This is a genomic window from Ruegeria sp. AP11, from assembly GCF_056535865.1.
This window is the reverse complement of record NZ_JBQFJB010000003.1, coordinates 1-24,244: the sequence shown is the minus strand read 5'-3', so window position 1 is coordinate 24,244 and position 24,244 is coordinate 1. Positions and strand designations below refer to the sequence as shown.

The window sequence follows — 24,244 nt, the reverse complement described above, 5'->3', positions numbered from 1 at the left end:
CATGGAGGCAGATTTTGTCATAGTTGGTGCAGGGTCGGCGGGATGCGCCATGGCGTACCGCCTGTCCGAGGCCGGATCATCCGTGATCGTCATCGAATATGGTGGCACCGATGCGGGCCCGTTCATCCAGATGCCCGCGGCCCTGTCTTATCCGATGAACATGTCGATCTATGATTGGGGCTTTTCGTCCGAGCCCGAGCCACATCTTGGCGGGCGCGAACTGGCCTGCCCGCGCGGCAAGGTGATCGGGGGATCGTCGTCGATCAACGGGATGGTCTATGTCCGGGGCCATGCCAAGGATTTTGATCACTGGGCCGACAGCGGCGCTGCGGGCTGGAGCTATGCCGACGTCCTGCCCTATTTCAAGCGGATGGAAAACTGGCATGACGGCGGCCATGGCGGCGACCCAGAATGGCGCGGCAATGACGGCCCCTTGCATGTCACCCGCGGCCCGCGAAAGAACCCGCTGTTCCACGCCTTTGTCGATGCCGGGAAGCAGGCCGGGTATCAGGTCACCGGCGACTATAACGGGGAACAACAAGAAGGCTTTGGCCCGATGGAGCAGACCGTCTGGAAAGGACGGCGCTGGTCGGTGGCAAATGCCTATCTGAAACCTGCCCTGCAACGCCCGAACTGCACGCTGGTCAAGGGGCTGGCAAACCGGGTGATCATCGAAGACGGCCGGGCAACCGGTGCCGAGCTGCAACGCGGATCGAAAACCGAGACCATCCGCGCCAAACGCGAGGTGATCATCTCGGCCTCGTCCATCAATTCGCCAAAACTGCTGATGCTGTCGGGCATCGGACCGGCGGCGCATCTGGCCGAACACGGGATTGATGTCGTCGCGGACCGCCCCGGCGTGGGACAGAACCTGCAGGATCATCTGGAACTGTATCTGCAGATGGCGGCCAGCCAACCGATCACGCTGTACAAATACTGGAACTTGTTCTGGAAAGGTGCGCTGGGTGCGCAGTGGTTGTTCACAAAGACTGGCCTGGGGGCATCAAACCAGTTCGAAAGCGCGGCCTTCATCCGGTCGGCAGCGGGCGTCGATTATCCAGATATCCAGTACCACTTCCTGCCGATGGCGGTACGCTATGACGGTCAGGCCGCTGCCGAAGGGCACGGTTTCCAGGCGCATGTGGGGCCCATGCGATCGAAATCGCGCGGCACTGTCACCCTGCGCAGCGCCGACCCCAAAGAGGCCCCCAAGATCCTGTTCAACTACATGAGTCATGAGGATGACTGGGCAGAGTTCCGGACCTGCATCCGTCTGACCAGGGAAATCTTCGCGCAGGACGCGTTCAAGCCTTATGTGAAACACGAGATCCAGCCCGGAAACGCGGTCCAGAGCGACGACGAACTGGACGATTTCATCCGCCATGAGGTCGAAAGCGCCTACCACCCCTGCGGTACCTGCAAAATGGGGGCTGCAGATGATCCGATGGCCGTTGTCGACCCGGATTGCCGCGTGATCGGCGTCGAGGGGCTGCGCGTGGCCGACAGTTCGATCTTCCCGCGCATTACCAACGGCAACCTGAATGCCCCATCGATCATGACCGGTGAAAAAGCGGCGGACCACATCCTTGGCAAGCGTCTGGCACCGTCCAATGCCAAACCCTGGACCCATCCGGATTGGGAGAGCAATCAGCGTTGATCTGGCCTCTCCTGCGGCGCGTCTGATGCTCCTCCCCACATTGCAGGCGCGCCGTTTTTTGGCTCACAGTACACAGTACGCCTGAGGACGGAGGATGTGGGTCCAAAAGCTGGTCGCCCTATGCGATCGGATTTACCTGCGCTCAGAACCACGTATGGTCGGGAACCGACCGGGCCAACACATGGCAAGCCCGGTCCGAGGGATCAGAAATTGAACATCACACCGAATGTAGCGCTGTAGATATTGTCTTCATCCACGATCGGGCTGTTCGAAACATCGCTGGGCAGGAAGTCGGCGCGCAGACCGCCCATCAGGGACCAGCTTTCGTTGATCGGCCGCACCATGCGGGCTTCGACAAACGGGATGATCACATCGCCGGGCGCATATTCCGGGCGCCCCGGGCGTGCCTCATCCGCGGAAACCCCCCAGACATAGCCGCTCAGATCTTCGCTCTGCCAGCCGGCACCGGCGCGCAGTTGCAGCATCGACTTGCCGATCTGCGTGCCATACCCGAAATCAAAGATCACTTCCTGACCATCATGCTCGCCCGTGACTTCCTGACGGAAGCGCAGGCCGGTATTGAAGCCTGCACCAAGATCATAACCAAGGATAAGTGCCAGATCCCCGGTAATCTCACGGTCAATCCCGTCAAGCTCGTCGGCATCGGTGTTGAACAAACCCGAGAAGCGAGGCAACAGGCCGACGGACAGTGTATAGCCGTTGCCCTTGTAAGCTTCATATTCAAGACCCAACGTACCGATGGACAGCGGACCTGTCTTATATGTCACCAGCGGATAGGGTTGGACCTGCGTTCCTTCACCGATATAGGGGTTGTTTGCGACACCGGCGATTACACCGATCTGCCAACCATCTGGCGGACCGCTGTCCTGCGCGGCACCGGAAGAGGCCAAGGCGGCAACGGCCAACGGGGATAGGAACACTGCTCGACAGTTGATCACGGAATCTTTCCTCTGCGTGGGATTCAATTTTGGGCGTTTGTGTTGACCGATCTTCTGTGCCGGCATCGAACGTGGTCCAGACTCAAGCAATCGGTCGAGGGTAGAGAACTCTAAAGTGGTGGGTTTGGCGACATAAATGACAAACGGTCAGATCCAAGTTGAACCACCCGATAAATGCAAAAACTCAGCCCGGGTATTCGAAGACTAATTTTCATCTAGATTAACCTTGTTTTGGCACAAAGACCTGCGAGTGCGCGTCGTCAGCCATCGCCGCGTTGAGTTGTTTAGTTCTTGGCGTCAGCTAGTTGCATCAAATACTCAGTGCACGTGCAAGTTCGTCAAAACGCGCCAAATATACGCGAATGGTCTGTGGTATTCGTAAGCGGTATGTGTGCAACCGTTGGCGATTAGGTGCGTTGTTTTCCTGTTTCGCAACACTTAAATTTTCACGCTGAGACTCTTGATCCAGATCCAGCGATTCCATGACAAAACCCGTTCAACTCTACGGCACTTTACTTCAGACCGTTCAAAACGCGTTGATTTCAATCGTGTCGTTTGAGGGTTTGACAATTTGGAAGCTCATCCACTTCGTGGGCTGGTTCGTGGGCAGCATGGGTCTTCTTTTGACAGTGTTCGAGACTGGGCCCTATTCAGATTTGCCGATGTGGGCGGCATTCCTGATGTGGTCGGCGCTGCTGTTTGCAGGCAGTGCAATTTTGATCGGGGTCGCCGTTGCCAGCATCCTTGCCGGCCTTAGCATGCCCTGGCCTTTAATCTGTGCGGTGCTTTTTCTACCTTTGTTGCTGGCCCCTTTTCTCTGCTGATTGGTCTCATGTCGGGAACAGATCGGCTTTCCGGCTCTCTTTCCAATGGTATTGTGATCAGCCTGCTTGACGAAGCCACCAATCTGGCGCTGCCATCAGTATTCCTGTCCTCAGCGCTTTGTGTGTTTGCTGTCTGGTTCGGCAAACTTCTGCAGGCCAATAGTGACAATAGCGGTGAGAAGTCAGAGGAAATCGTCCAACGACCGCGTCTCAGAGAAGCAATCCCGACTTTGCCAACCCGCCTTGGTGAAGATATTGTTCGGGTCGAAGCGCAGGACCACTATATCAGCGTGTTCACATCATCCGGACAAGCGACGTTAAAAATGTCGTTCTCCGATTGTGTTGACCGATTGCAGGATTTCAGCGGTGCGCAATGTCACAGATCGCATTGGGTCAGTTTCAGCCATATCCAGGAAATCCACCGCTCAGGAAGCGCTTATACCTGTATCCTACGCGACGGAACCAGCATACCGGTCAGCCGCAGACGCCGATCTGCACTAAATGTTTCGCCTTAATTTTGTAAGCTCTCAAAACATCTGTTGTTTGTCGGGCTTGTATGCCGCTTTCTGCGCGGATCCAGGCAGCCCGGTGTGGATTCTGCATCTGGCGCAGGCCGTCGCCATCATCCTCTTTGAAACTCTCTTTCCTTATCGTATGTTGATAGGTAACTACCCACGCTTTGAAAGAAGACAGCGAAGAATGCGAATTTCGCCAGATATACGGACGAAATATCTCCAATCGCTTCGTCGCATTGAAGTAGGCAAAAAAAACTCTTCTTTTGCAGGGGAAATTAGCAATCTTGCCTACATCGTTGAAGAAGGGTGCCTACGTATTTGGCATAACAATGATGGGACGGATGTTACGCTTCAGTTCTTCTTTGAGAATGATATTGTTTCTTCGCTTGAAAGCTTTTTTCACGGTCGCCCGAGCAAATTCGGGATCGAGGCCGTTACGCCGACGGTTGTCAGAGCTATTGAGCGAACCACATTTAATAAACTGATGGCCCACTCGACAGAGTTCAGAGAGTTCATGTTCCGCGCGCTCGTTGATCGCCTTACTGACTACCAAAACCTTTTCCTCAATCGGATTATGGATAACCCAGAAAACCGATATCGCCACCTTTTGGAACACTCTCCTGAGCTTTTGGAAACGGTGCCGCTGCACTATTTGGCATCGTATCTGGGGATCACTCCAGTATCACTCAGCAGAATCAGAAAAAAGGTTGGCTTTCCTTAACAAATGATAACGCGGGTCGGGTTGAAATTTGGCATATTCCCTTAGTCGGAGATTTTAGATCTGACTATTTGGACTTGCACTCACTTGTAAACTGAAGAGCAAAACATGCATGAGCCCATTCAGCATGCGAAGCAGCTAAAGTTCCCGGAAAGAGGCATCTCATTCAGTGCGACAATTAGGATCGTCGCCTGTAGCGCATCGAAGTTGTTCACACGGTATCGCACCGGGGGGCGGGGATACTTGGTATGGTCAGCCTTTTCCTCTGTTTCTCGCGTGAAGCCTGAATCCGTCTCGTGCCAAACGTCATAAAAAATCACACGTGAACTTTCTTGTAGGAGACTTCATAGCATGAACACCATGCATGCATGGGTTGCCCGTTCTTACGGCGAGCCAAAAAATGTTCTTAACCTCGAAGAGGTGACAATACCCGAACCTAAGGGGAACCAGGTTCTTGTGCGAATTCTGGCATCCTCGCTAAACCCTATCGACCTGAGAATGGTACAGGGTTACGGATCACGGTTGCGGCGCCTGGCCGCGCCGGAAGAATTTCCCTTTATCGCCGGTCGTGACATCGTGGGAGAAATCGTTGCCATGGGTCCGGAAGCAATCAAGTTCAAAGTCGGTGACAAGGTCGCTGGGGTAAATGATATCAAGGAATCCGGCGCCCACGCCCAGTTCTCTGCAATCACCGAAACTTGTTTGGCGGCGGCACCGTCCAATGTTTCTCCTACCGAACTGGCTTCAATTCCGTATGTTGCCATGACAACCTGGAGTGCCTTGGTGGATCGGCTGAAACTCGATCCCCAAAACGCATCCGATAAACATCTGTTTGTCCACGCGGGTTCAGGTGGCGTTGGTAGCTTTGCAATACAATGGGAAAATCCCTTGGAATGAAAGTTTCGACGACTTGTGGACCCTCCAACATTGGCTGGGTCAAAGGCCTGGGCGCGGACGTTGTTGTTAACTATCGCACGCAGGACTATCGCGAAATCGTCAAAGACGTAGACTTTGCCTATGACACGCTCGGCGGGTCATATGAAAAGGACACAGCAGCCCTGGTTAAGGAAGGTGGCGGTTATGTTTCCATCGTACACCAGCTTATGCCCTATACAGACCGCAGCGGGCTCGTTATCGGCGGGCTGCATGCTCTAGGGCGAGTTTTGAGCAAGAAAGTTCGCTATGGCCTGTCAGGTAAAAAATACGCTTGGTCCATCGCGCAGCCCAATGAAGAAGGTATCGAGCATATAATGACTAAGGTAGCTAGCGGCCAAATAAAGCCTGTAATTGATCGCGAATTATCGATGGCGGATATCATTGACGGCTACGAGCACCTTGGCACTGGTCGCGCCAAAGGAAAAACCGTTTTGAAATGGCAGTGTGCCTGACGCGGTCCGCTCTGAGCTGACACTCTTTACGCTGCGGACAATGGCTCTTCTCTTCCGCGCGGCCATTCCTATACCGGTGGTCTCCATTCGATGGATAATCCCACCCACCAAAAAGTTTCAGAATGAGCAGTCAAACCCTTAAGGAGCAAAAGACCACCAACTGGTCTTCGTACACCATTGCATAAAAACGGGGATCACTTTCGATACTATTTGATCTTGAAATGATCTCGGTGCCGGAGCCATCGACCGAAGTGAAATCGTCAATGCATCGCGATACGTGGACTGCGATATTTGGCAACGATGGATCGGATAAGACCGCCGACGCCGTGTCGTGCGCCAGATAGACTGTACCATGTCACTCAGGCAGTCGCTTCCGGCGAGAGGCTTTGAAAGGTAAGTTGCAGAAACCCAGATTCGGGATACCCTCATAAACAATTCCCTGATCTTTGGTAAACCTGTCACCTTGGTTTTCGTCTGAGGAAAGAGGCAGTCGGCCGGTCAACGGCTTCGCGCAACAAAGCCGTTTCAGTTGAAAACTCAAGAAATTTACAATTGTTAATGTTGCACTCTTTCATCTCTGCTAGCGCAGTTTTCGAACTGCGACGTTTCAATGCGCTGAAGCGGCCGGGTGAATGCAGCCTGCCCTAATAGAACTTACCGGAGCAGAACAACTGCAACTGCTCACTTACAACACTCAACAAGGGATCACTCATAAAATGGTGCGCTACCTCAAACTTGTACCCATTCTCACCCTTGCCGTTCTGTCTGCCTGTAAAGAAGAGGAAGTGGACCAAAGCGCCATTGTTCGCGGGGTAAAGACCTTTCTGGTCACCGACACACAGTCAACAACCGCACGCCACTATCCCGGTGTTCTCGAACCCGCCACGATCACGACCCTGTCCTTCGAGGTCAGCGGAACGCTTGAAGAGATGAACCTGTCGATCGGTCAAGCGGTCGAAACAGGCGATGTGCTGGTCGAACTGGATCCGACCCTGCTGCGCATTCGGCTTGAAAACGCACAAGCCGCCGTCGAGCAGGCCGAGGCGCAGTTCACCAATGCCGAACGGACACTGAAAAGGCAGCGCAGCCTGCTGGACCGTGGGGCAGTAACGCAGGTCTCGGTGGACAATGCCGAAACTGATTTCCTGGCCTCAAAAGCCTCGCTGGCACAGGCGAAGAAGGTTGTCGAGGCGGCGCAGGAAGACCTGACCAAAACCACGATTCACGCCCCTATTCCGGGAACGTCAACTCGGTCGACGCGGATTCCTGCCACAGTCAGCGCGGGAACACCGGTCGCGTCGATCTATGCTAGCGACAGTTTCGAGGTCTCGTTCTCGGTCAATTTCGATGCTGCCAGCCAGATCGAAATTGGCGGGCCCGCAATCGTCAAACTGGTGGACCGTCCCCGGGTCAAGCTTGAGGCCGTCGTGACAGAAATCGGCAGCAGGGCCGACGTTGTTTCGGCCTATCCGGTCGTCGTTTCCGTGACCGACAATAACCCGATCCTCAAGGCCGGTATGGCCGTTGAAACAACGCTTGAATTCCCGCTGCCCGAAGCCGTTGGATATCTGGTTCCGCTGACGGCGGTCAGCACGGACCTGACCAACCTTGATCACGACGCAAACGAACAGACCGAAACGCTGGTCGCTTTCGTCTATGACGAAGACAGCGGCACGATCCGGCAACAGGAAATCGTTGTTGCGGGCCTTCGGGATAACTCTCTGATCGTCATTTCAGGGCTGCAGCCCGGTGATCGGGTGGCCTCGGCCGGGGTGTCCTTCCTGCGCGACGGGCAGCCCGTCAAACTTATTGACAGCAAAAATTAATTGTAAGGCGAGGGTTTTCCCATGGGGTTCCTGACTCGGTTCGGCATTAAAAAGTCGCGACTGACCGTACTGGTCATGATCGGGGTGCTTTTGCTTGGGGCAATTTCGTATATTCAACTTCCCAAACGCGAAGACCCCGAAATCTCTCTGCGCACGGCGATTGCGGTGGCCCAGTATCCCGGCATGTCGCCGGAACGGGTCGAAGAGCTGATCGCAGAACCGCTGGAACGCGCGGGCCGTGAGATCGAAGAAGTCGAAACCATCGTCACGCTGATCACCCGTGGCCAAGCCGAGCTGAAGTTCGAGGTCTACGACTCGGTCCCCAATTCCGAGCTTGAGCGGGTCTATCAGGACATCCGCAACAAGATGAACGACTCGATGGGTCAGTTGCCGCAAGGCACAATTGGCCCGTTTGTGAACACCGATTTCGACGCGGTGGCCATCGCCACAATCGCCGTTACTGGCGAAGGGTTCACCTATGAAGAGATTTGGGATGCGGTGGAAGACCTGCAAAAGCAGATCTATACCCTTAGCGGGATCACCAAAGTTGCCATTGAAGGCCGTCAGGAAGAACGCATCTGGCTGGAGATTGACACCCGCAAGCTTGCCTCGGTCGGGGTACAACTGGATCGCCTATTGTCGGACCTGAGCGCCCAGAACGTCATCGTTCCTGCGGGCAATCTGGATGCAAATGGCGTCAACATCATGCTTGAGGCCAATGGCGATCTGAAAACCGTTCAGGACATCCGCGAGGTTCTGACCAAGGTTCCTGGGTTAAGCGGGCTGGTCCGTTTGCAGGACCTGCTGACCGTTCGGCGCGGCTATGTCGATCCGCCGGATGCTCCGATCTATTTCAACGGTGAACCGGCGCTATTGCTGTCGGTCGAGATGGATAACAGCCGCGATATCCAGACCATTGGCGATGACCTAAAGCAGCGCCTGCCCGAGTTCGAAGCGACGCAACCCATCGGAATTCAGTTCTCGATCTCGACTTTTCAGGAAACCAACGTCACCCAGGCCATCAACGGCGCGCTGACAAATGTTGGGCAAACCTTTCTGACCGTCTTTGTGGTCATGCTGGTGTTCCTCGGGCTGCGCCCGGCATTTGTGGTGTCCTGCATCGTGCCCTTTTCGGTGATGTTCTCGCTGATCCTGATGTCACAGGCCGGAATTCCGATCGAGCAGGTCTCGATCGCGGCGGTCATCATTTCGTTGGGTCTGCTGGTTGATAACGGCCTTGTCGTGGTCGAAGAGATCCAAAGCAGGCTGGACGCGGGTGAGACCCCAAGAGCCGCCGCTGAACAAGCTGGCAGCCAGTTCTTTATCCCGCTGGCCGTGGCCTCGGTCACCACAGCGTCGGCCTTTATCCCGATGCTGATCCTTGAAGGCGCCGAGGGCGATTACGCCTTCTCGCTGGGTGCCGTCGTCGCCTTTATGCTGCTGGGGTCGTGGATCACCGCCCACTACATCCTGCCCTATCTGGCGACCTATCTTCTGCGCCCGTCGAAAAAGGCGCAGGCCACGGAAGAAACCTGGTTGATCCGCTCCTACGGCAATCTGACCCGTTTCCTGCTGCATAAAGGCCTTTTGGTAGCAGGCGTGATCTACGGGATCATCCTTGCGGGCACGACTGTCTTTGGTTCGCTCAAAGGTGAGATGTTCCCTCTGGCCGAACGGGCCGAGTACCTGATCTATCTTGAGATGCCACGCGGCACAGCGGTCACTGCCACGCGGGATGAGGCGCTGGCGGTCGATGCATGGCTGCGCGACCCGGAACAGAACCCCGAAGTCGTCAGCACCACGCTGTTTGTGGCCAGCGGCGGCCCCAGGTTTTTCCTGACGCTGGACCCGGCGGATTCTGACCCGGCCAATGCCTTCTTCGTGGTCAACACCAAGGATTTCGAAAGCGCCGTCGCTGCGGCCGAACGCGCGCGCAACTATCTGGTCACCCAGCGCCCTGCCGCCAGCTATCGCATCACGCGCCTTGCCATGGGCGGCGAGGAATCGGGCATTGTGGATGTTGAAATCACCGGCCCTAACGCCGATGTTCTGGTCGGCCTTGCGCGCAAGGTTCAGGATGCGTTCGACACGGTGCCCGGCGCAATTCTGAACAAGAATGACTGGGGCAACAAAACCCTCAAATTCACTGTTGAGATCGCCCAGGACAAAGCGCGTGAATTTGGCGTGACCTCTAAAGATGTCTCGGAAGTCATGGAGGTCTATTTCTCGGGCGTTCCCTATTCCGAGTACCGCGATGGCGCCGATTCCATCCCGATTGTTGTACGTGCGCAAGAACCGTTCCGGGACAGTCTGGAAGACCTGGAAAACCTGTCGATCCCGGCGGATGGTCGGTTGATTTCATTGGCGCAGATCGCGGATTTCGCGCCCAAGTTCGAATTCTCTCAGCTGCGCCGGGAAAATCAGATGCGCAAGATCACGGTATCGGGCAAAAGCGCCTATCTGTCCGCCGCCGAGGTCGAAGCATGGGTGGCCGAGGATCTTTCGGAGCTATCACTACCGCCGGGATATCGTCTCAACCTGGGTGGGGAGACAGAGCGTAGCGCCGAGATCAACGGGCTGCTGCTGGCGGGCATGCCTGCGGCTTTGCTTGTGATGCTTGCTGCACTTATGTTCCAGTTCAATTCGGTCCGACGAGTTACGCTGACGTTTCTGACAGTTCCAATGATCCTGATCGGTGCACCTACAGCTTTATTTCTAGCTTCACAGCCGCTGTCATTTTTTGCGATTCTGGGGCTGATCTCTTTGATGGGCATAATAATCAACAACGCAATTGTGTTGATCGACCAGATCGACATTGAACGCGAAACATTGGCTCTGGACGACGCGATTGTGGTCGCTGCAAAGAAAAGGGTCACGCCGGTGATGCTGACATCGCTGACCACAACCCTCGGTCTCGTGCCGATGGCGCTCAATGGCGGCGCCCTGTTCGAACCGATGGCAACACTGATGATCGGCGGCTTGATCGTCGCTTCACCACTGACCCTGATGTTTGTTCCATCTGTCTACCGATTAATGTTCATCATGGATGAGCGGAAAAGTGTAGCCGCAGACAGGTCCACCATTTCCTAAAGGCTCTCCAGATTTATGGCACGACTGCGCTCCTTCATAAGTCGCGGAACCTGTCCGTTTCGTCAGTTCGCGGAACCAACTGCTTAGGTTCTGGACCTAATAATTTGGTTGCCGCCATCTCGGCTGCGTGATTCAAGCCCCTGAGTTTCAGGGGTATATCATGAGCAATCTATTCTGGCTGAGTGACGAACAGATGGCGCACCTTCTGTCTTACTTTCCGAAGAGCCATGGCAAGCCGAGGGTTGATGATCGACGTGTTTTGAGCGGGATTATCTGGTTCCGTTGCAAACTTTTGGCCATTGACGCTTTCGGAATTAACGAGTGAATGACTCGTCGGTCCTATCAAGTCGAAAGCCAGCCCATGATCTCTTTTAAAGGTGCACAGTACCCGAAAGATGTGATCCTATTCGCAGTATTCTTCTACGTTCGATACGGCGTTTCCTACCGCGATCTGGAAGAGATCATGGCAGAGCGAGGTGTTTCCGTCGATCACACCACTCTGAACCGCTGGGTGACACGGTACTCTTGCGCAATCGCTGAAACAGCACGCCGCCGCAAAGGCCCATGCGACCGCTCCTGGCGAATGGACGAAACATATATTAAAGTAAAGGGATCATGGGTTTACCTCTACCGAGCGGTCGACAAACACGGCAAAACTCTCGATTTCATGCGTTCACACCGTCGGAACAAGCCTGCCGCCACTAAATTCTTTGCTCGAATGCTGGAGGTCAACGGCCTTCCACGCAAGATGGGGTCACTGCATAAAAGTGACTATATTGTCCGGCTCGCGCGAACTTTACATGAAAAATGGCGTTTTCAGCCTGTTTTCTGGACCCCGAGGACGATCCGGCTCGCGACATCGATGGCCACCGTCAGATAGGGGCGCGCAAGTGGACGTCGATTGACGTGATCGACCAAGGTGATGTCCGAAGTCGTATGATCGATCTGAACGACTTCCAGCGGGGCTGAAACTTCAAGGCGGCCCGGACGCGCAGCAAAGACCTTGTCAGCCTCCTCTGCCCCGCGCCGTTTCCGGAAGACCTCTCGCTGATCCATAGCATCTAGACGGGCCTTGACCGTTCTCCGGGTCGGGGGCTGAAACCCTTCGCCACGCACTCGGCACGAATCTCGCGCCAGATGCGAAGAAAGCTCGAGCGCTCGCGGATCAGATAGTATTTTCGCAAGCTCTCATAGATGATGATTTCGACGCCTTCGGCAATCCGTTTCGACCCTGGTTTCGGCCCGCGACGGTCCAACTCCAACGCCGTGGCACGTGCATCGTTCTCTCTCAGACGCCGGTAAAGCAACCATGTGTGGCTTTTCGCCAAGCCCAGTTCCCAAGCGGCATCTCCGATCGCCGCGCTGATCGGCTCACCTCTCTTCTCAAGCACCAGGATCGGCCGAAGAACCGCTGCAAGGTGTTTCGCAAGGCGCTCATTTACCACGCAAATCCCCCGCCCCAATAGGCCGACACTCATCCACAGTTCCGACAGTAAGGCAATTAAGGGTACAGTATGGTGGGAGTGGAAAAACCTTGGGGACCTAAATTGATCTCGGTCTATCCTGATGTCTTTGTCGCAGGAGGATTTGGTGTGAAAGTTCGGATCAGGATTGAAACGGAGTTTGGGTGGGGCGAGTGCCGGTCCCATGATATTGGCGTCATTGAGCGGTGTTCTATCGATCCGTCGGAAGACGGCCTTGGTATCAGCCTCGCTGAGGGCAAATCGATCTTGAAAGAAGAACAGCGTGCTGTTCTCCAGGATCAAGTGGAAGAAATCAGCGAAGTCGCGCGGGTATGCCGTCACTGCCATTCGTATTTGCCTGTGCATGATCGTCGCAAGCGACGTGTCGATACTCATTTCGGTCGTGTGACTGTCGAAGCGCCTCGGGTCCGGATGTGTATGTGCGGCTTCCCGGGCTTTCCCGCCTTCAAGGCAGCGTATTCTCCGCTCACGCGGATTTTGAAAGACAATGCCACACCCGAATTTAGGAGGCTTCAAGCCGAGCTGGGTGCCCGGCATAGTTTTCGGGAAGCCGCGCGTCTGTTGAACGAGCTCACACCTTGCGCCACCCAGAACCACGCAACGATCCGGATCCGGCTTGCGTCGGTTGCCAAGGCCCTGGAAGATCGCTGTTGCGAGGAACCGACGGATACGGCCATTCTAGCAAAACCTACCGAGGTTACGGTCTTTCTGGACAGCGCATATCCTGCTCACAGGCGAATACAGATGGAAAACCAGGTGATCTCCGGCCTTAGGGTGTCATTCTGCACTCAGCCGTAGCGGACCCCACGAGATCGAGGAAAGCTCGTCAGGAAAAGTCTCTGGATTGAACAATTGGAGCGCACGGATAGGGCTCGCACAAATTTATCATAATTTAGATTATTAGCCTTGACCGACGGTCTTCAAACCCTGTCGCTGAGGGCTCGGTATATTTCATCGATACCTCGGCCAGCAGCTGTTCTGACTGCACCCTGATTATTTGACGACCGGTCCACATCCTCAAAAGTGTCTCGCGCATCACGCAGCGCACCTTCCAAGAGATCAATTCTGAGCTGAGCTTTCTCAGCCCAGATATGGACCTCCTCAGGGCTCATGTCCGAACTGTAGGCCTTGATCTCATCACTAGAGCTATCTTGATCAGAAATGAAATCAGGAGGTGACCCAACCGCTCCATCCAGCAGACCTATTTGGAATTTCTTGTTTTTCTGGTCAGACATCTTATTGCTTCTACTTTCAAGTTTTCGACTACAATATTGGCCGCTCAGGACGCTGCCTCGACCAGTTCTGCAAACGTATACAGTGCTTTAGCATGCTCCTCGTTGTCAGGGAGCACTGGAAATTCAACCCGTAGGCGACCATACTTGTTTTTACTGATGCATGAGCGCCGACTGCTTTGGCCATGATTTCCATCGCCTCGGTCATTTCATCCCAGTCCAGGCCACTTTCACTCATCTTATTACCCCATGAAAAGCAATTTTAAGGACCAAAGCTCACTTTTTGACACTAAGAGGTGAGCTACATGTTCTTCAAGAAATACCCTAAATCAATCAGCTTGGTCGTCATACTGGCGATTTTTGTAGCCTTGCTGCATCGCCTTACACCGCCTGAGATAAGGCAAATGATAGTCGAGCCTGAGGTCTTTCTCGCGTGTATCTGTGGTGCCATCATTGGCTTCGTCGGCACCTGTAACACCGCTTACCGTCACAAGTTATTTGCCAATCATGTCATGTGTCTCCTGCCTGAACAGCCAGACACCGTGATCGAGAAACTTAGCACGTTATTCTTAGGGTACTTTCTTCCTGTGCTTCTCCCTGGCTCGTACCTAGCTTTCGCTTGCTACTCGATCTCAGTGACAAAAGTAGAACAGCTCGCCAATGGCGGCTTTGCTGTGAACCGGCATGCAAAATTGACCCCTGTACTGGGGTAATCGGCGTCCAAAGTTGACCCCCCTGGTATTTGGTTTCGTTAGCTTCCTCGCAGATTTGAGGGAGCGATTTGGGGATGTTGGTTGTGGAGACGATTGCGAAGATCAGGCGGGCGTATTTCATCCAGAGGAAGTCGATCAAGCAGATTAGCCGGGAGCTTCGGGTATCGCGGAATACGGTGCGCAAAGTGGTGCGATCCGGAGCGACGGAATTCAGTTATGACCGGTCCACGCAGCCCCGCCCCAAGATTGATCCCTGGCGTTCCGATCTGGATGAGATCTTGGCCGAGAACGCCCGGCAACCGAAACGCCAACGTCTGACCCTTGTTCGGATTTACGAGGACCTGCGCAACCGCGGTTATGATGGCAGCTATGATGCGGTGCGGCGCTATGCGGCCCGTTGGTCGAAGGCAACGCGGGAAGCGTCTGCGGCGGCCTATGTGCCGCTCAGCTTCGATCCCGGCGAAGCTTATCAGTTCGACTGGAGCCATGAGATTGTCATACTCGACGGCGCGACCGTGACGGTGAAGGTTGCGCATGTCCGCCTGAGCCACAGCCGGATGCCGTTTGTGCGGGCCTATCCCAGAGAGACACAAGAGATGGTCTTTGATGCCCATGACAAGGCCTTCGCCTTCTTCGGCGGGGCCTGTGCGCGGGGCATCTATGACAACATGAAGACTGCGGTGGATGCGATCTTTGTCGGCAAGGACCGGGCCTATAACCGGCGGTTCCAGAAAATGTGTGGGCATTATCTGGTCGATCCGGTCGCCTGCACCCCGGCTTCAGGCTGGGAGAAGGGACAGGTCGAGAACCAGGTGGGCGTGATCCGGCGGCGCTTCTTCGTGCCGCGCCCAAAGTTCAAATCCTACACCGAGCTGAATGCTTGGCTGGAGGACCGGTGCCTGGCCTATGCCAAGGCAAACAAACACCCGGAGATGCGCGACAAGACCATCTGGGAGGTGTTCAAAGAGGAGCGTCCCAGCCTCGTTCCTTATGTCGGCCCGTTCGATGGATTCCACGCGGTTCCGGCCTCCGTCTCCAAGACCTGCCTCGTGCGCTTCGACAAGAACAGATACTCGGTCGATGCGCGTGCGGTCGGCCGACCTGTCGAGATCCGCGCCTATGCTGATCGGCTGGAATGCTGGCAGGATGGACGGATTGTCGGCCAACACGAGCGTACCTTCGGGCGCGACCACACAGTCTACGATCCCCTGCATTACATACCAGTTCTCGCCCGCAAGCCGGGGGCATTGCGTAATGGTGCACCGTTCAAGGAGTGGGACCTGCCGATTGCGATCCGCCGCGTGCGGCGCAAGCTCGAACGCCAGCCTGGCGGGGATCGGCAGATGGTCGATATCCTGAGTGCTGTGCTGACAGATGGGATCGAAGCGGTAGAGGCGGCCTGCGCCGAGGCGTTATCGCACAACGTTCATTCCGCCGGTGTTGTCCTGAACATCCTGGCTCGACACCGCGAACCGCCACCGCCCCTGACAATTGCGACGCCAGATGCGTTGAAGCTGGCCAGCGAGCCAATTGCCGACTGCAACCGATATGACAGCTTGAGGAGACGGACAAATGGAACGATCAGACGTGATCGACGCGATGGGAAAGCTAAAGCTCTACGGAATGAGAGCCGCCTATGACGAGGTTCTGACGACCGCCGTCAAACGGCAGCACGAGCCGCAGCAGATCATCGGTGACCTGCTGACCGCCGAGATCCGCGAGAAGCAGGCGCGGTCTGTCAAATACCAAATGACTATCGCCAAACTGCCCCTGGCAAAGGAACTGGAAGAGTTCGACTTCGAGACCGCCGAGGCGAACGAGACCCTGATCCGCGACCTGGCCACCGGAGACTTCCTGGATCACCAGCGCAACCTTGTGCTGATCGGCGGCACCGGAACTGGCAAAACCCATCTCGCCGTCAGCATCGCCAGGGCGTGCATCCGGGCCGGACGCCGGGGCCGGTTCTTCAACGTGGTCGATCTGGTGAACAAATTGGACGCTGAGGCCCGCGCAGAACGCCAGGGGCGCACCGCCGATCTGATCTCACGGCTCGACTTCCTGATCTTGGATGAACTGGGTTATCTCCCCTTCGCCCAGACCGGTGGTCAACTCCTATTCCATCTTGTCAGCAAGCTCTACGAACGCACCTCGATCATTGTCACAACAAACCTGGCATTCGGCGAATGGCCAAGTGTCTTCGGTGATGCCAAGATGACCACCGCACTCCTCGACAGGCTCACACACCACTGCGAGATCGTCGAAACCGGAAACGAAAGCTGGCGCTTCAAGAACCGGGCATAACGCCAATCTCAAACCCCGCAGGCCCGTCGCCGCTGCGTTAAATGGAGACTACGCAGCGCCGGGCCTGCTCATCACAAAAGGGGTCAAAGTTGGATGCCGATAGGGGGTTAAAGTTCAATGCCGATTGACATCGTAAGTGCGGCCTAGGCGCATCGGGACAATTTCGAAATCGCAGTTGCAGATCGACTGCGCTGTCAGCTGTTGCCTGATATTTTTTCTGGGTTTGGCCTGAATCCCACAATGACAGCTTCTCACGTGGAATTCACTAGTTTGAATGAAGTCTACAATATAAGTCGCAGGAAAATGGAGCAGTACAAACATGCGCACAACACATAATATCAATGGCGTTACCCCCTTCGCCAATTCCAATCCTGGCAGCGGTCGAGCGCTTGCGGCGACAATCAGTGCTGGTGTTTGGCCGGAACATGATCCTGACATCGACACTCAACTGAACGGCCAAATCGAAGAGAAGGCCTACGAACTACTAGAGGCTCGAGAGATCGAGGCATTTGCCGATTTCAACAGTGACGGTGATCGCACATATTACCAGCTCGAGAACGGAGAAGTCGGGGTTCACTGGGTCGCCGCTCAATTCGTTGAAGCTGGCACGGTCGAAGACCTCGCTGAGCAGGTCGTTAGTGAATTCCGTCGGTGGGCCGAAGAAAATAAAGAGGTTTCCGGCCTGACAATGTGAAAAGACATCCAAGTTTTCACCGAAATCCCGTCACACCCGGCGGGTTTTTTGTTTTTGGCTCCAATCATTAATTGGCTTGAGGGAGCTTTGACTGATAACGCCCTGCCCTTCTCAGATCGCATAAGTCCATTGTTCATTGGCATCTCACATCTGGATTCATGTGAAAAAATATTTTTTATCAGTTAGTTAGTCGCATAGTAACCGAAGTAACGACGCGTCCCAGCATCCTGCCCCGCCTCCTCAAGTTCCATTTTTGGACGCGGCGCGTTGGCCCGTTCAACCGCTAGCGCTCTTTCTTTTGGGTTCTCTACTTAATTAGACAAGATCATCCCACACGACTTATCCACAGGACACTCCGTCCGGGAATTAAGGGCACAGTGACATCTGTAGAAGCGCTTATCTTGTTTTTGCGCCTTGCAAGAAAGAACACCCCGCGCAGTGTGTCGCCATAGACTTGTCCTTTCGGCCCTATGAAGACCAGACGCGTGTGTGGATCTGTCTCTGTCCAACAGTCGCCCTCTCGCATGCTCCATCTGGAACCGACTCTTTGGAAGATCAAACGCTGATCCGGCTTTTGGGCAATGAAAACGAATCCCTTTGCCCTGAGTATCGTATCAGGCAGATCAGAGAAGAATTGCTGCAAAGCTTTTTCGTCGAGCGCGTCGTTGGTTTCCACACTGACGGTTTCAAAACCGTGTCCGGCTACGGGCGCAGGGGATTCATAAGCGGAGACGTCCTGATCTGTGTCTATACCAAGCGCCACATCTGTCGGTATCCGGCCTTCAATAGCCTCAAGTATTGGCGTATCCGCATACAGAGCCCCGACGCGCGACTTTGCTCGAGCGCGGCTTTCATCGGAAAGCAAATCAAGTTTGCTCAGCAAAATCATGTCCGCTGACACGAGTTGGGCGTTGAATAATTCGCGTGTCGCAGGGTCGCTCGCACGTGCTTCAAGTGTTTCCGCGTCGACAACTGTGATGATACCGTCAAGCCGGATCGCTTCATTTGCAAGCGCGATCTGAGCAATCGAGCCGGGTTCGGAAATGCCGCTACATTCCAGAACGATGGCATCTGGGCGATCTCTACGCTGTGCAATGTCGACGAGTGATTTGGACAGGTCACTGCAACAGCACAAGGCGCACCCGTTGGTCAAAGTAATCGTGTCGTCGGTTTGTTCGGCAATAAGTTCCGCATCGATGTTGATCTTGCCGAAGTCGTTCACCAAAACAGCGATTTTGCGGCCTTGCGGGTCCGCCAGTAACCGATTGAGTAGAGTGGTTTCCCCGCGCCGAGAAATCCTCCGATGATTGTTAAAGGCAGCGACCTTGCAGGGGCCGCCAATTCGCGAGGCATCGACATGGCGGCAAAGATCAAGCCAGCAATTGTTTGCCTCTGGTCAAGCGCTCGCATGAATTGATCATGCCGCGACGCGGTGTTTTGAGCATGCGGGCGCTCAGTCATTCGGCGCCTCAATAACGCGTCCACCCAAGACTGTGCCCCAAATACCAATGTCTTTGATTTTATCTGGTTCGACTTCCATCGGGTCTTCCTCCAAGACGCAAAAATCCGCGAACTTGCCAACTTCAAGGCTTCCAATTTCGTTTTCGAGATTGAGAATGTAGGCGGCATCAATAGTAACAGCGCGCAATGCCCGCTCCACACTGATCCGCTCGCCAGGTGCGACGACTGTCTTTTCGTCTTCGGCCAGACGAGTGACGGCTGCATACACGGCTGTCAAAGGATGCATTGGCACGACGACCTGCGGGTAATCGGAGTGCAGCGCAAAAATCACGCCCTCTTTTTCCAAACTTCCAAGGCGGGCTTCGGTCTGCGCGCGGTCTGGGCCATAGGCATTTTCAGAATGCAGGAGAGCGCGGAAATGCGAGAAGTAATTGTTCACACTGGCGTTACCGCCAAGGGCCTTAAGGCGGCGCGCCTGCATCGGGTTGCTCATGGCATAGTGCTCGATGGTAAACCGATGATCGAACCGAGGATGTTCTGCCTGTAATCGAGCAAGCAAGTCCAAAGTAAAGTCTACCGCCTGATCGCCATTGGCATGGCAGTGGATCTGGTGGCCACCTTTCCAAAACGGCACCATGCCTTCATAAGTGGCGTCGCCCGGGAAACCATTTCCACCGTCCAGGTAGCCGGGAAAGTTCAACAGCGCTCCCATGAGTGGGAACGACCCGTCGCTCAGGAATTTAACACCGCCAATAAACAGGTTGTCCTTTTCGTGCTTGGCGAGCTCCCAAACAACGTCCGATGCCTTGTCCCCATGCGCCCCCACAAAGGACATGGCATGCGGTTTCAGACAGAACCGGATAGGCAGGTTCGGGTCTTCTGTTGCAGTTACGTGGTCATTCAGTTCGGCGTCAATGTTCATCACGCCGAACATAAGGTCGGCGACTGTCGTAATGCCTGCCTTTAGAGCAATTTGACCAAAAAACTTCAAGCCGTCCACGCCACCCAATTGGGCGATAATTGGCATGATCGGGGCGATGCCAATCGAAACACCTTCCACCTCCGTGAAAACGCCGTTCAAGCGCCCGTCCGGATACTGCAAAATGTGGGTCGGGTTTGCACCATCCGCCACGTTGGCCATTTCGATGGCAGCTGAGTTCAGATAGGCGAAATGCGGTGCAAAACCCAAAATGTAAATGGGCCGCGTGGCCGTGATCTTGTCGAGCGTGTCACGATCAATCGACCCGCCTTGGTTCGCGGGGTCAAAGCCCCATGCGATGATGGGTTCACCTTCCTTTTTCGTCTCGTGGAGTTCGCCAAGATATTCGATCACATCGTCAAAGTGCGGATGCGCAGGGTTCATGCCCTCGCGTCCCGGCCAAGGCAGCGGCCCGATGTAGTCGACCGCCATGAAGCCTGCGGACATCCAGCAATGCGAATGCGGCTCGATCAAGCCTGGCAAGACGATTTTGTCTTTCAGAGTTTCATCGACCGTCACGTCGTAGCGCGACAGCCAAGGCTGCATCTGATCTATCGTTCCGAGCGAAAGGATACGGCCGTTCAAAACCGCGACGGCATCAGCCTCAGGTCGGCCCGGGTCCATCGTGCAAAATTTCTTAGCGGTGAAAACCGTGACTTTTTCCTTGGTCATCCCAAACTCCTAAAATATCTCCATAACAAGGTTAATGCTCGGGATCGGGCAATCAAAGTAAATTGTGGAGAGTCGGACAATGCACACAACCGCAATCCTCGCCTAAAACGAAAAATAAGCATATTGAGTTACGTGAGTGGGAGGATCCGTGTCAGCATCGTGTATGAGACTGGACACAGATTCTTATGAGCCACTTCGGGCTTATCCCTCGTGATTATGGAAACAAGGATTCTAAAATGTCGTTTTGGACACTTCTCATGATAAAAGTGCCTGCGGAGAAGGCAAAGCAAACCGCAGAAGCATTCATTCACCGCAACATTATCGAGGAATGCGCCGATGCCATTCCAGGCTTTCGCCACGGCGAGTTGATGGTGTCGCATGAAGGCGATGGGCAGCTTTGCGTTATGTGCAACTGGACGGATAAAGCCGCCTACGAGCAATGGGTCGCAAGCCCCATTCGTGACAAGCAGAATGTGGACGCCCTCGGCTTCCTAACAGAAAAAGGTTACGAAGCGACTGACATGCATACACTCATGTTCGACAGTCTGCACACCGTCGCACAAAAATAGCAACAAAATCGCTTTTGCTTCTTGGTTTTTCCCTGCGCCTGAGGGCAGACGCAGGACTCCGTTTTTAGTGCGTCATTTGTAAGACTGCGCCGCTGGGCAGTCATTCCGGCTCTTTCGATGGGTTGAACCGATGCAAAATTTCGCCACTGGCCGGCACCCCGTCACACCCGGCGGGTTTTTTGTTTTTAGCTCCAATCATTTATTGGCTTGAGAGAGCTTTGACTGATACCGCCCTGCCCTTCTCAGATAGCATAAGTCCATTTTTCATTGGCATCTCACATATGCATTTGTATGAAAAGTTTTTTAATCATGCAGTTAGCCGCATAGTCGCCGAAGTCTCAACGCGTTCCAGAAAGCGACCCCAAGCCGGAAAATTTTCGGCCCTCTAAGTTGAGGTTCGCCGCTGCGGTAGTTCGCTGGGTTCGGAACCATAGGACTCTTCCGCGGTCACGGAATCTGGGATTTCATCCCGCTTGAACTTTGTAATTCCAATACCAATCAAAACGACGGGTGTGATCCAGAGCAGGACGGCGTAAGGCGCTATCGAAAGAACGCCTATGCCCATTGTGCCCGCCACAAAGGCGCCATGAACGTTCCACGGAATCAATGGTGAAAAAATGGACCCTGATCCCGCTATTGCTGCTGAGGCGACATATGGTTCCAGACGAGCCTTTATATAGCGTTCTCGATAGGTCGCTGAATTTAGTATTATCGACATGTAAGGATCTGCCGTAGCCGCGTTCAAGCCAATTCCAGTTACTGCTGTAGCGACAATCAGACGTGCGCCGCCAGTGGCCCATGCCAGCAGCGGAGCAAGCAAGCGCCTAAGCATCCCGGTAAACTCGACCAGCGCTCCAAATGCAGCCGCAACGAGTATCAACCAAATAGTCGGCAACATGGACACAACGCCACCGCCTACGAACGTGGAATCGAGTGTTGCACTCCCGCTGTTTAGTGAAAAACCGTTGCCCAATACTTCAAGTGAAAGCTTACCCCAGCCTCCTAACGCTCCAAGGCCCTCGTCGATCATTAATGCGTCAATCAGATCCTGCTGTGTAAATGCAGCGAGTACTGCCGCAGTTATTGCTCCTGCCATCAGCGACAAGAACGCGGTCGTCCGCGCCGACAGCACGAGAACCAAGATGAGTGGCAAGAATGAGATGAAAGACACGGTAAAATGCTCGTCAATAGCCTGGAGTATTTGAGCACTGTCATAATTGTCAGACATACCGTGTCGCCAACCAAGAAAAAGGAAAAGCACTGCGCTAGCAATCCAGCCAGGCGCAAGGACAGTACGTAGCGCGCGTGCGTGGTCCTTAGCTTCGGCACCCACCACCGATGCCGTGAGAATGAAGGTATCCGAAATTCGACCTAGGCTATCACCCGTAAACGCTCCACAAACGGCAGCGGCTGCTGTGACCAGTGGAGAAACTTGCATAGCTGGTGCGAGAGCCACAAACGGCAAACCCACAGCGGCTATCGTGGTGAATGAACTTCCAATTGCATACGAAAGACCAGATGCGACCACAAAGACGATTATGTACAGAAAGCGCGGCGAACCGTATTGAGCTCCGAAATAAATCACTGAAGCAATCGTCCCAGACATAAAAAGTGCTCCAATTAGAGCACCCACCGCAATCAGCACAAAAATTGTTCCCAGAGCTGAATTGATACTATCGGACATGACCGCCGCGAGGTCTTCGGCGGAATTGCCAGTCGTGATGGCGATCACAAGTGCAAGTGTGAGACCAAGTGTCATGGCAATCTGTAATGGACCATCTTCGGCCTTTTCACCGAACAGTAAAACTGATGCGAATATCAGTGCCACCATTCCGCCGACGGTTACGAGCGAGGCGATCAAAGAACTGGTGGTGCGAGATTCCACGTCATCGCTCATAACATCAATCTCCTGAGCCGATTATTTGAAGGTTCAATTGGTTTCCGGTTGTTTGTAGCTAAGTTCCTGAGACCAAATGGGAGTTTGAAAGTAGGACTTCCCACGGCGCTCGTTCATGAGGGTTTGTCATCTCGCGTTTGAGGGAGTGGGCTATTTTCTTCATCGTTAGGTGCACTATCCTCGCCGTTGCTTGTCTCTTCAGCTTCAGGCTCTTCAACGGACAACGGTTCCTCAACACTGCTCTTCTCATCATCCGGGCCATCAAATTCCGGAGATCCTCTTGGGGGGTAACGTAACGTGCCCTCAAGCCTGTCGCGTTCGGCAGTTGAAAAATCCGGGAATGGAAGATCACGTCGGCCGCGCCACTGTTCAACCTGTTCAACAGCATGCTTCGACTTTGCCGCATCAAGCCCTCCGTCCTGAGACATGTAAACAGTTTGGCTGGGAAACGCGAAGCCAGTACCCGAAGCTTCGACAATTTCCTTCGTTCTGAACAAGACATCTTCCTGAATTGCATAAAATGCGTTCCACTCGCGGGTTTGAGCGTAAACACGGATTTCAATATTCAGAGATGAGTCTCCATAACCAATAAACCTTACCCGCGCTGTATCTGAAGTGATACGTGGGTGTGCATACATCATTGAACGAATTTCGGCGAGAACGTACCTCAACTGGTCGGTATCCGTTTCAAGTCGCAAGCCGAGCGTTGTCCGGATCATCATTTCATCACAACGGGCCCAGTTGACGAGCTCCATATTAACAAACTTTGAATTCGGAATGGCTATCGTGGTTCGGTCCAAGCCACGAACGTGGGTTGATCGTACTCCAATGCTTTCAATTGTTCCTTCCTTGTCGAGGAACGAGCAATAATCACCAACCTTCACAGCCTTTTCCATATAGATCACAAAGCCGCTGATCAGGTTCTCAAGGGTCGGGCGGATCGCGAGCGCGACTGCAAGCCCGCCAACGCCAAGTCCTGCGATAATGCTTAAGAGCGGGAACCCGAGGGTTTGCGCACCATAGGCGAGAATCCATGTGGCTCCAACAAGAGCGATAATATGGTTGAGCAACCGCATCATACTTTCATCATACTGACGCACGATGGACGTTTTTTTCTCGGCTACCCTGTCGCTTAAGAGCGACATAAACCGCCAGAAGGTTAAGGCCGCAGCTGCATAGATCGTGATTGTAGCAAAGAAGGTCTCCGTTAGAGCGAAAGAACCTGTCAAAAAGAGTTGGTTGTTAAAGAAATTGTTTAGCGCGAG

Annotated in this window: 22 protein-coding genes and 3 pseudogenes; 16 read left to right on the top strand and 9 right to left on the bottom strand. The window is 54.2% G+C overall.

Annotated features, from left to right (window positions below; genetic code table 11):
- The first annotated feature begins 1 nt into the window (after position 1).
- Positions 2 to 1,657, top strand: coding sequence for a choline dehydrogenase (gene betA, locus ACR3E4_RS21665; RefSeq protein WP_480535155.1), 1,656 nt, complete (start codon positions 2 to 4; stop codon positions 1,655 to 1,657).
- 203 nt (positions 1,658 to 1,860) lie between these two features.
- Here the strand turns inward: betA and ACR3E4_RS21660 are convergent, their stop codons facing one another.
- A complete protein-coding gene (locus tag ACR3E4_RS21660) occupies positions 1,861 to 2,616 on the bottom strand; it encodes a MipA/OmpV family protein (RefSeq protein ID WP_480535156.1) in 756 nt (251 codons plus the stop codon).
- Positions 2,617 to 3,098: 482 nt separating this feature from the next.
- Between ACR3E4_RS21660 and ACR3E4_RS21655 the strand changes: the two genes are divergently transcribed.
- The 9 genes and pseudogenes from ACR3E4_RS21655 to ACR3E4_RS21615 all read left to right on the top strand — a co-directional run.
- A complete protein-coding gene (locus tag ACR3E4_RS21655; protein WP_480567300.1) occupies positions 3,099 to 3,440 on the top strand; it encodes a hypothetical protein in 342 nt (113 codons plus the stop codon).
- 8 nt (positions 3,441 to 3,448) lie between these two features.
- Complete coding sequence (locus ACR3E4_RS21650; protein ID WP_480567298.1) at positions 3,449 to 3,955, top strand: LytTR family DNA-binding domain-containing protein; 507 nt, start codon at positions 3,449 to 3,451, stop codon at positions 3,953 to 3,955.
- Positions 3,942 to 4,676, top strand: coding sequence for a Crp/Fnr family transcriptional regulator (locus ACR3E4_RS21645; protein WP_480567296.1), 735 nt, complete (start codon positions 3,942 to 3,944; stop codon positions 4,674 to 4,676). Before ACR3E4_RS21650 ends, ACR3E4_RS21645 begins: the two co-directional genes overlap by 14 nt.
- Before the next feature lie 348 nt (positions 4,677 to 5,024).
- Positions 5,025 to 5,570 (top strand): alcohol dehydrogenase catalytic domain-containing protein, encoded by a 546-nt coding sequence (locus ACR3E4_RS21640; protein WP_480567294.1) that lies wholly within the window; start codon positions 5,025 to 5,027, stop codon positions 5,568 to 5,570.
- Positions 5,567 to 6,061 carry a zinc-binding dehydrogenase gene (locus tag ACR3E4_RS21635; RefSeq protein ID WP_480567293.1) on the top strand — a complete coding sequence of 165 codons (495 nt, stop codon included), beginning with the start codon at positions 5,567 to 5,569 and terminating at the stop codon, positions 6,059 to 6,061. The genes ACR3E4_RS21640 and ACR3E4_RS21635 overlap by 4 nt, the downstream gene beginning before the upstream one ends.
- Positions 6,062 to 6,693: 632 nt before the next feature.
- Positions 6,694 to 7,887, top strand: a complete 1,194-nt coding sequence (locus ACR3E4_RS21630; protein WP_480567291.1) for an efflux RND transporter periplasmic adaptor subunit — start codon at positions 6,694 to 6,696, stop codon at positions 7,885 to 7,887.
- Positions 7,888 to 7,908: 21 nt separating this feature from the next.
- Positions 7,909 to 10,977: an efflux RND transporter permease subunit gene (locus tag ACR3E4_RS21625; protein ID WP_480535161.1), complete on the top strand. Its 3,069-nt coding sequence runs from the start codon at positions 7,909 to 7,911 to the stop codon at positions 10,975 to 10,977.
- A 160-nt stretch (positions 10,978 to 11,137) separates the two neighbouring features.
- Positions 11,138 to 11,254, top strand: a pseudogene (locus tag ACR3E4_RS21620) (IS5/IS1182 family transposase); the annotation flags it as partial.
- 84 nt (positions 11,255 to 11,338) lie between these two features.
- Positions 11,339 to 11,728, top strand: a pseudogene (locus tag ACR3E4_RS21615) (IS6 family transposase); the annotation flags it as partial.
- Between the two features lie 65 nt (positions 11,729 to 11,793).
- Here ACR3E4_RS21615 and ACR3E4_RS21610 read toward each other — a convergent pair.
- Both ACR3E4_RS21610 and ACR3E4_RS21605 read right to left on the bottom strand, forming a co-directional pair.
- A complete protein-coding gene (locus tag ACR3E4_RS21610; RefSeq protein ID WP_480567342.1) occupies positions 11,794 to 12,033 on the bottom strand; it encodes a hypothetical protein in 240 nt (79 codons plus the stop codon).
- Between the two features lie 5 nt (positions 12,034 to 12,038).
- Entirely contained in the window at positions 12,039 to 12,368 is a 330-nt protein-coding gene (locus ACR3E4_RS21605; RefSeq protein WP_480567287.1) for a hypothetical protein, read from the bottom strand.
- Between the two features lie 201 nt (positions 12,369 to 12,569).
- On the opposite strand from ACR3E4_RS21605, the pseudogene ACR3E4_RS21600 reads away from it, so the two are divergent.
- Positions 12,570 to 13,196, top strand: a pseudogene (locus ACR3E4_RS21600) (ISKra4 family transposase); the annotation flags it as partial.
- A 185-nt stretch (positions 13,197 to 13,381) separates the two neighbouring features.
- Here ACR3E4_RS21600 and ACR3E4_RS21595 read toward each other — a convergent pair.
- A complete protein-coding gene (locus tag ACR3E4_RS21595) occupies positions 13,382 to 13,696 on the bottom strand; it encodes a hypothetical protein (protein ID WP_480535163.1) in 315 nt (104 codons plus the stop codon).
- Positions 13,697 to 13,998: 302 nt separating this feature from the next.
- Between ACR3E4_RS21595 and ACR3E4_RS21590 the strand changes: the two genes are divergently transcribed.
- From ACR3E4_RS21590 to ACR3E4_RS21575, 4 genes are all read left to right on the top strand, one after another.
- Positions 13,999 to 14,406, top strand: a complete 408-nt coding sequence (locus ACR3E4_RS21590) for a hypothetical protein (RefSeq protein ID WP_480535164.1) — start codon at positions 13,999 to 14,001, stop codon at positions 14,404 to 14,406.
- 74 nt (positions 14,407 to 14,480) lie between these two features.
- Complete coding sequence (gene istA, locus ACR3E4_RS21585; RefSeq protein WP_480535165.1) at positions 14,481 to 16,046, top strand: IS21 family transposase; 1,566 nt, start codon at positions 14,481 to 14,483, stop codon at positions 16,044 to 16,046.
- The gene (gene istB / locus ACR3E4_RS21580; protein ID WP_480535166.1) at positions 15,979 to 16,707 is read left to right on the top strand and encodes an IS21-like element helper ATPase IstB; all 729 of its coding nucleotides are present in this window, start codon (positions 15,979 to 15,981) and stop codon (positions 16,705 to 16,707) included. The genes istA and istB overlap by 68 nt, the downstream gene beginning before the upstream one ends.
- Before the next feature lie 319 nt (positions 16,708 to 17,026).
- Entirely contained in the window at positions 17,027 to 17,401 is a 375-nt protein-coding gene (locus tag ACR3E4_RS21575; protein ID WP_480535167.1) for a hypothetical protein, read from the top strand.
- Between the two features lie 325 nt (positions 17,402 to 17,726).
- Here ACR3E4_RS21575 and ACR3E4_RS21570 read toward each other — a convergent pair whose 3' ends face one another.
- The 3 genes from ACR3E4_RS21570 to ACR3E4_RS21560 are packed head-to-tail and all read right to left on the bottom strand — an operon-like array spanning position 17,727 to position 20,513.
- The gene (locus ACR3E4_RS21570) at positions 17,727 to 18,626 is read right to left on the bottom strand and encodes a CobW family GTP-binding protein (RefSeq protein ID WP_480567284.1); all 900 of its coding nucleotides are present in this window, start codon (positions 18,624 to 18,626) and stop codon (positions 17,727 to 17,729) included.
- On the bottom strand, positions 18,620 to 18,862 hold the full coding sequence (locus ACR3E4_RS21565) for a hypothetical protein (protein WP_480567282.1): 243 nt from the start codon (positions 18,860 to 18,862) through the stop codon (positions 18,620 to 18,622). Before ACR3E4_RS21565 ends, ACR3E4_RS21570 begins: the two co-directional genes overlap by 7 nt.
- On the bottom strand, positions 18,855 to 20,513 hold the full coding sequence (locus ACR3E4_RS21560; protein WP_480535169.1) for an amidohydrolase: 1,659 nt from the start codon (positions 20,511 to 20,513) through the stop codon (positions 18,855 to 18,857). The genes ACR3E4_RS21565 and ACR3E4_RS21560 overlap by 8 nt, the downstream gene beginning before the upstream one ends.
- 257 nt (positions 20,514 to 20,770) lie before the next feature.
- Between ACR3E4_RS21560 and ACR3E4_RS21555 the strand changes: the two genes are divergently transcribed.
- On the top strand, positions 20,771 to 21,082 hold the full coding sequence (locus ACR3E4_RS21555) for an antibiotic biosynthesis monooxygenase family protein (protein ID WP_353392269.1): 312 nt from the start codon (positions 20,771 to 20,773) through the stop codon (positions 21,080 to 21,082).
- A gap of 385 nt (positions 21,083 to 21,467) precedes the next feature.
- Here the strand turns inward: ACR3E4_RS21555 and ACR3E4_RS21550 are convergent, their stop codons facing one another.
- On the bottom strand, positions 21,468 to 22,979 hold the full coding sequence (locus ACR3E4_RS21550) for a Na+/H+ antiporter NhaC family protein (protein ID WP_480535171.1): 1,512 nt from the start codon (positions 22,977 to 22,979) through the stop codon (positions 21,468 to 21,470).
- Between the two features lie 113 nt (positions 22,980 to 23,092).
- The coding region (locus ACR3E4_RS21545; protein WP_480567279.1) for a mechanosensitive ion channel family protein at positions 23,093 to 24,244 on the bottom strand (1,152 nt) is incomplete at its 5' end.

Bases quoted from the DNA above. Each gene is read 5' to 3' on its own strand.
- betA (WP_480535155.1), top strand. From the start codon at position 2: ATGGAGGCAGATTTTGTCATAGTTGGTGCAGGGTCGGCGGGATGCGCC.
- ACR3E4_RS21655 (WP_480567300.1), top strand. From the start codon at position 3,099: ATGACAAAACCCGTTCAACTCTACGGCACTTTACTTCAGACCGTTCAA.
- ACR3E4_RS21650 (WP_480567298.1), top strand. From the start codon at position 3,449: ATGTCGGGAACAGATCGGCTTTCCGGCTCTCTTTCCAATGGTATTGTG.
- ACR3E4_RS21645 (WP_480567296.1), top strand. From the start codon at position 3,942: ATGTTTCGCCTTAATTTTGTAAGCTCTCAAAACATCTGTTGTTTGTCG.
- ACR3E4_RS21640 (WP_480567294.1), top strand. From the start codon at position 5,025: ATGAACACCATGCATGCATGGGTTGCCCGTTCTTACGGCGAGCCAAAA.
- ACR3E4_RS21635 (WP_480567293.1), top strand. From the start codon at position 5,567: ATGAAAGTTTCGACGACTTGTGGACCCTCCAACATTGGCTGGGTCAAA.
- ACR3E4_RS21630 (WP_480567291.1), top strand. From the start codon at position 6,694: ATGCAGCCTGCCCTAATAGAACTTACCGGAGCAGAACAACTGCAACTG.
- ACR3E4_RS21625 (WP_480535161.1), top strand. From the start codon at position 7,909: ATGGGGTTCCTGACTCGGTTCGGCATTAAAAAGTCGCGACTGACCGTA.
- ACR3E4_RS21610 (WP_480567342.1), bottom strand. From the start codon at position 12,033: ATGGATCAGCGAGAGGTCTTCCGGAAACGGCGCGGGGCAGAGGAGGCT.
- ACR3E4_RS21595 (WP_480535163.1), bottom strand. From the start codon at position 13,696: ATGTCTGACCAGAAAAACAAGAAATTCCAAATAGGTCTGCTGGATGGA.
- ACR3E4_RS21590 (WP_480535164.1), top strand. From the start codon at position 13,999: ATGTTCTTCAAGAAATACCCTAAATCAATCAGCTTGGTCGTCATACTG.
- istA (WP_480535165.1), top strand. From the start codon at position 14,481: ATGTTGGTTGTGGAGACGATTGCGAAGATCAGGCGGGCGTATTTCATC.
- istB (WP_480535166.1), top strand. From the start codon at position 15,979: ATGGAACGATCAGACGTGATCGACGCGATGGGAAAGCTAAAGCTCTAC.
- ACR3E4_RS21575 (WP_480535167.1), top strand. From the start codon at position 17,027: ATGCGCACAACACATAATATCAATGGCGTTACCCCCTTCGCCAATTCC.
- ACR3E4_RS21565 (WP_480567282.1), bottom strand. From the start codon at position 18,862: ATGACTGAGCGCCCGCATGCTCAAAACACCGCGTCGCGGCATGATCAA.
- ACR3E4_RS21560 (WP_480535169.1), bottom strand. From the start codon at position 20,513: ATGACCAAGGAAAAAGTCACGGTTTTCACCGCTAAGAAATTTTGCACG.
- ACR3E4_RS21555 (WP_353392269.1), top strand. From the start codon at position 20,771: ATGATAAAAGTGCCTGCGGAGAAGGCAAAGCAAACCGCAGAAGCATTC.
- ACR3E4_RS21550 (WP_480535171.1), bottom strand. From the start codon at position 22,979: ATGAGCGATGACGTGGAATCTCGCACCACCAGTTCTTTGATCGCCTCG.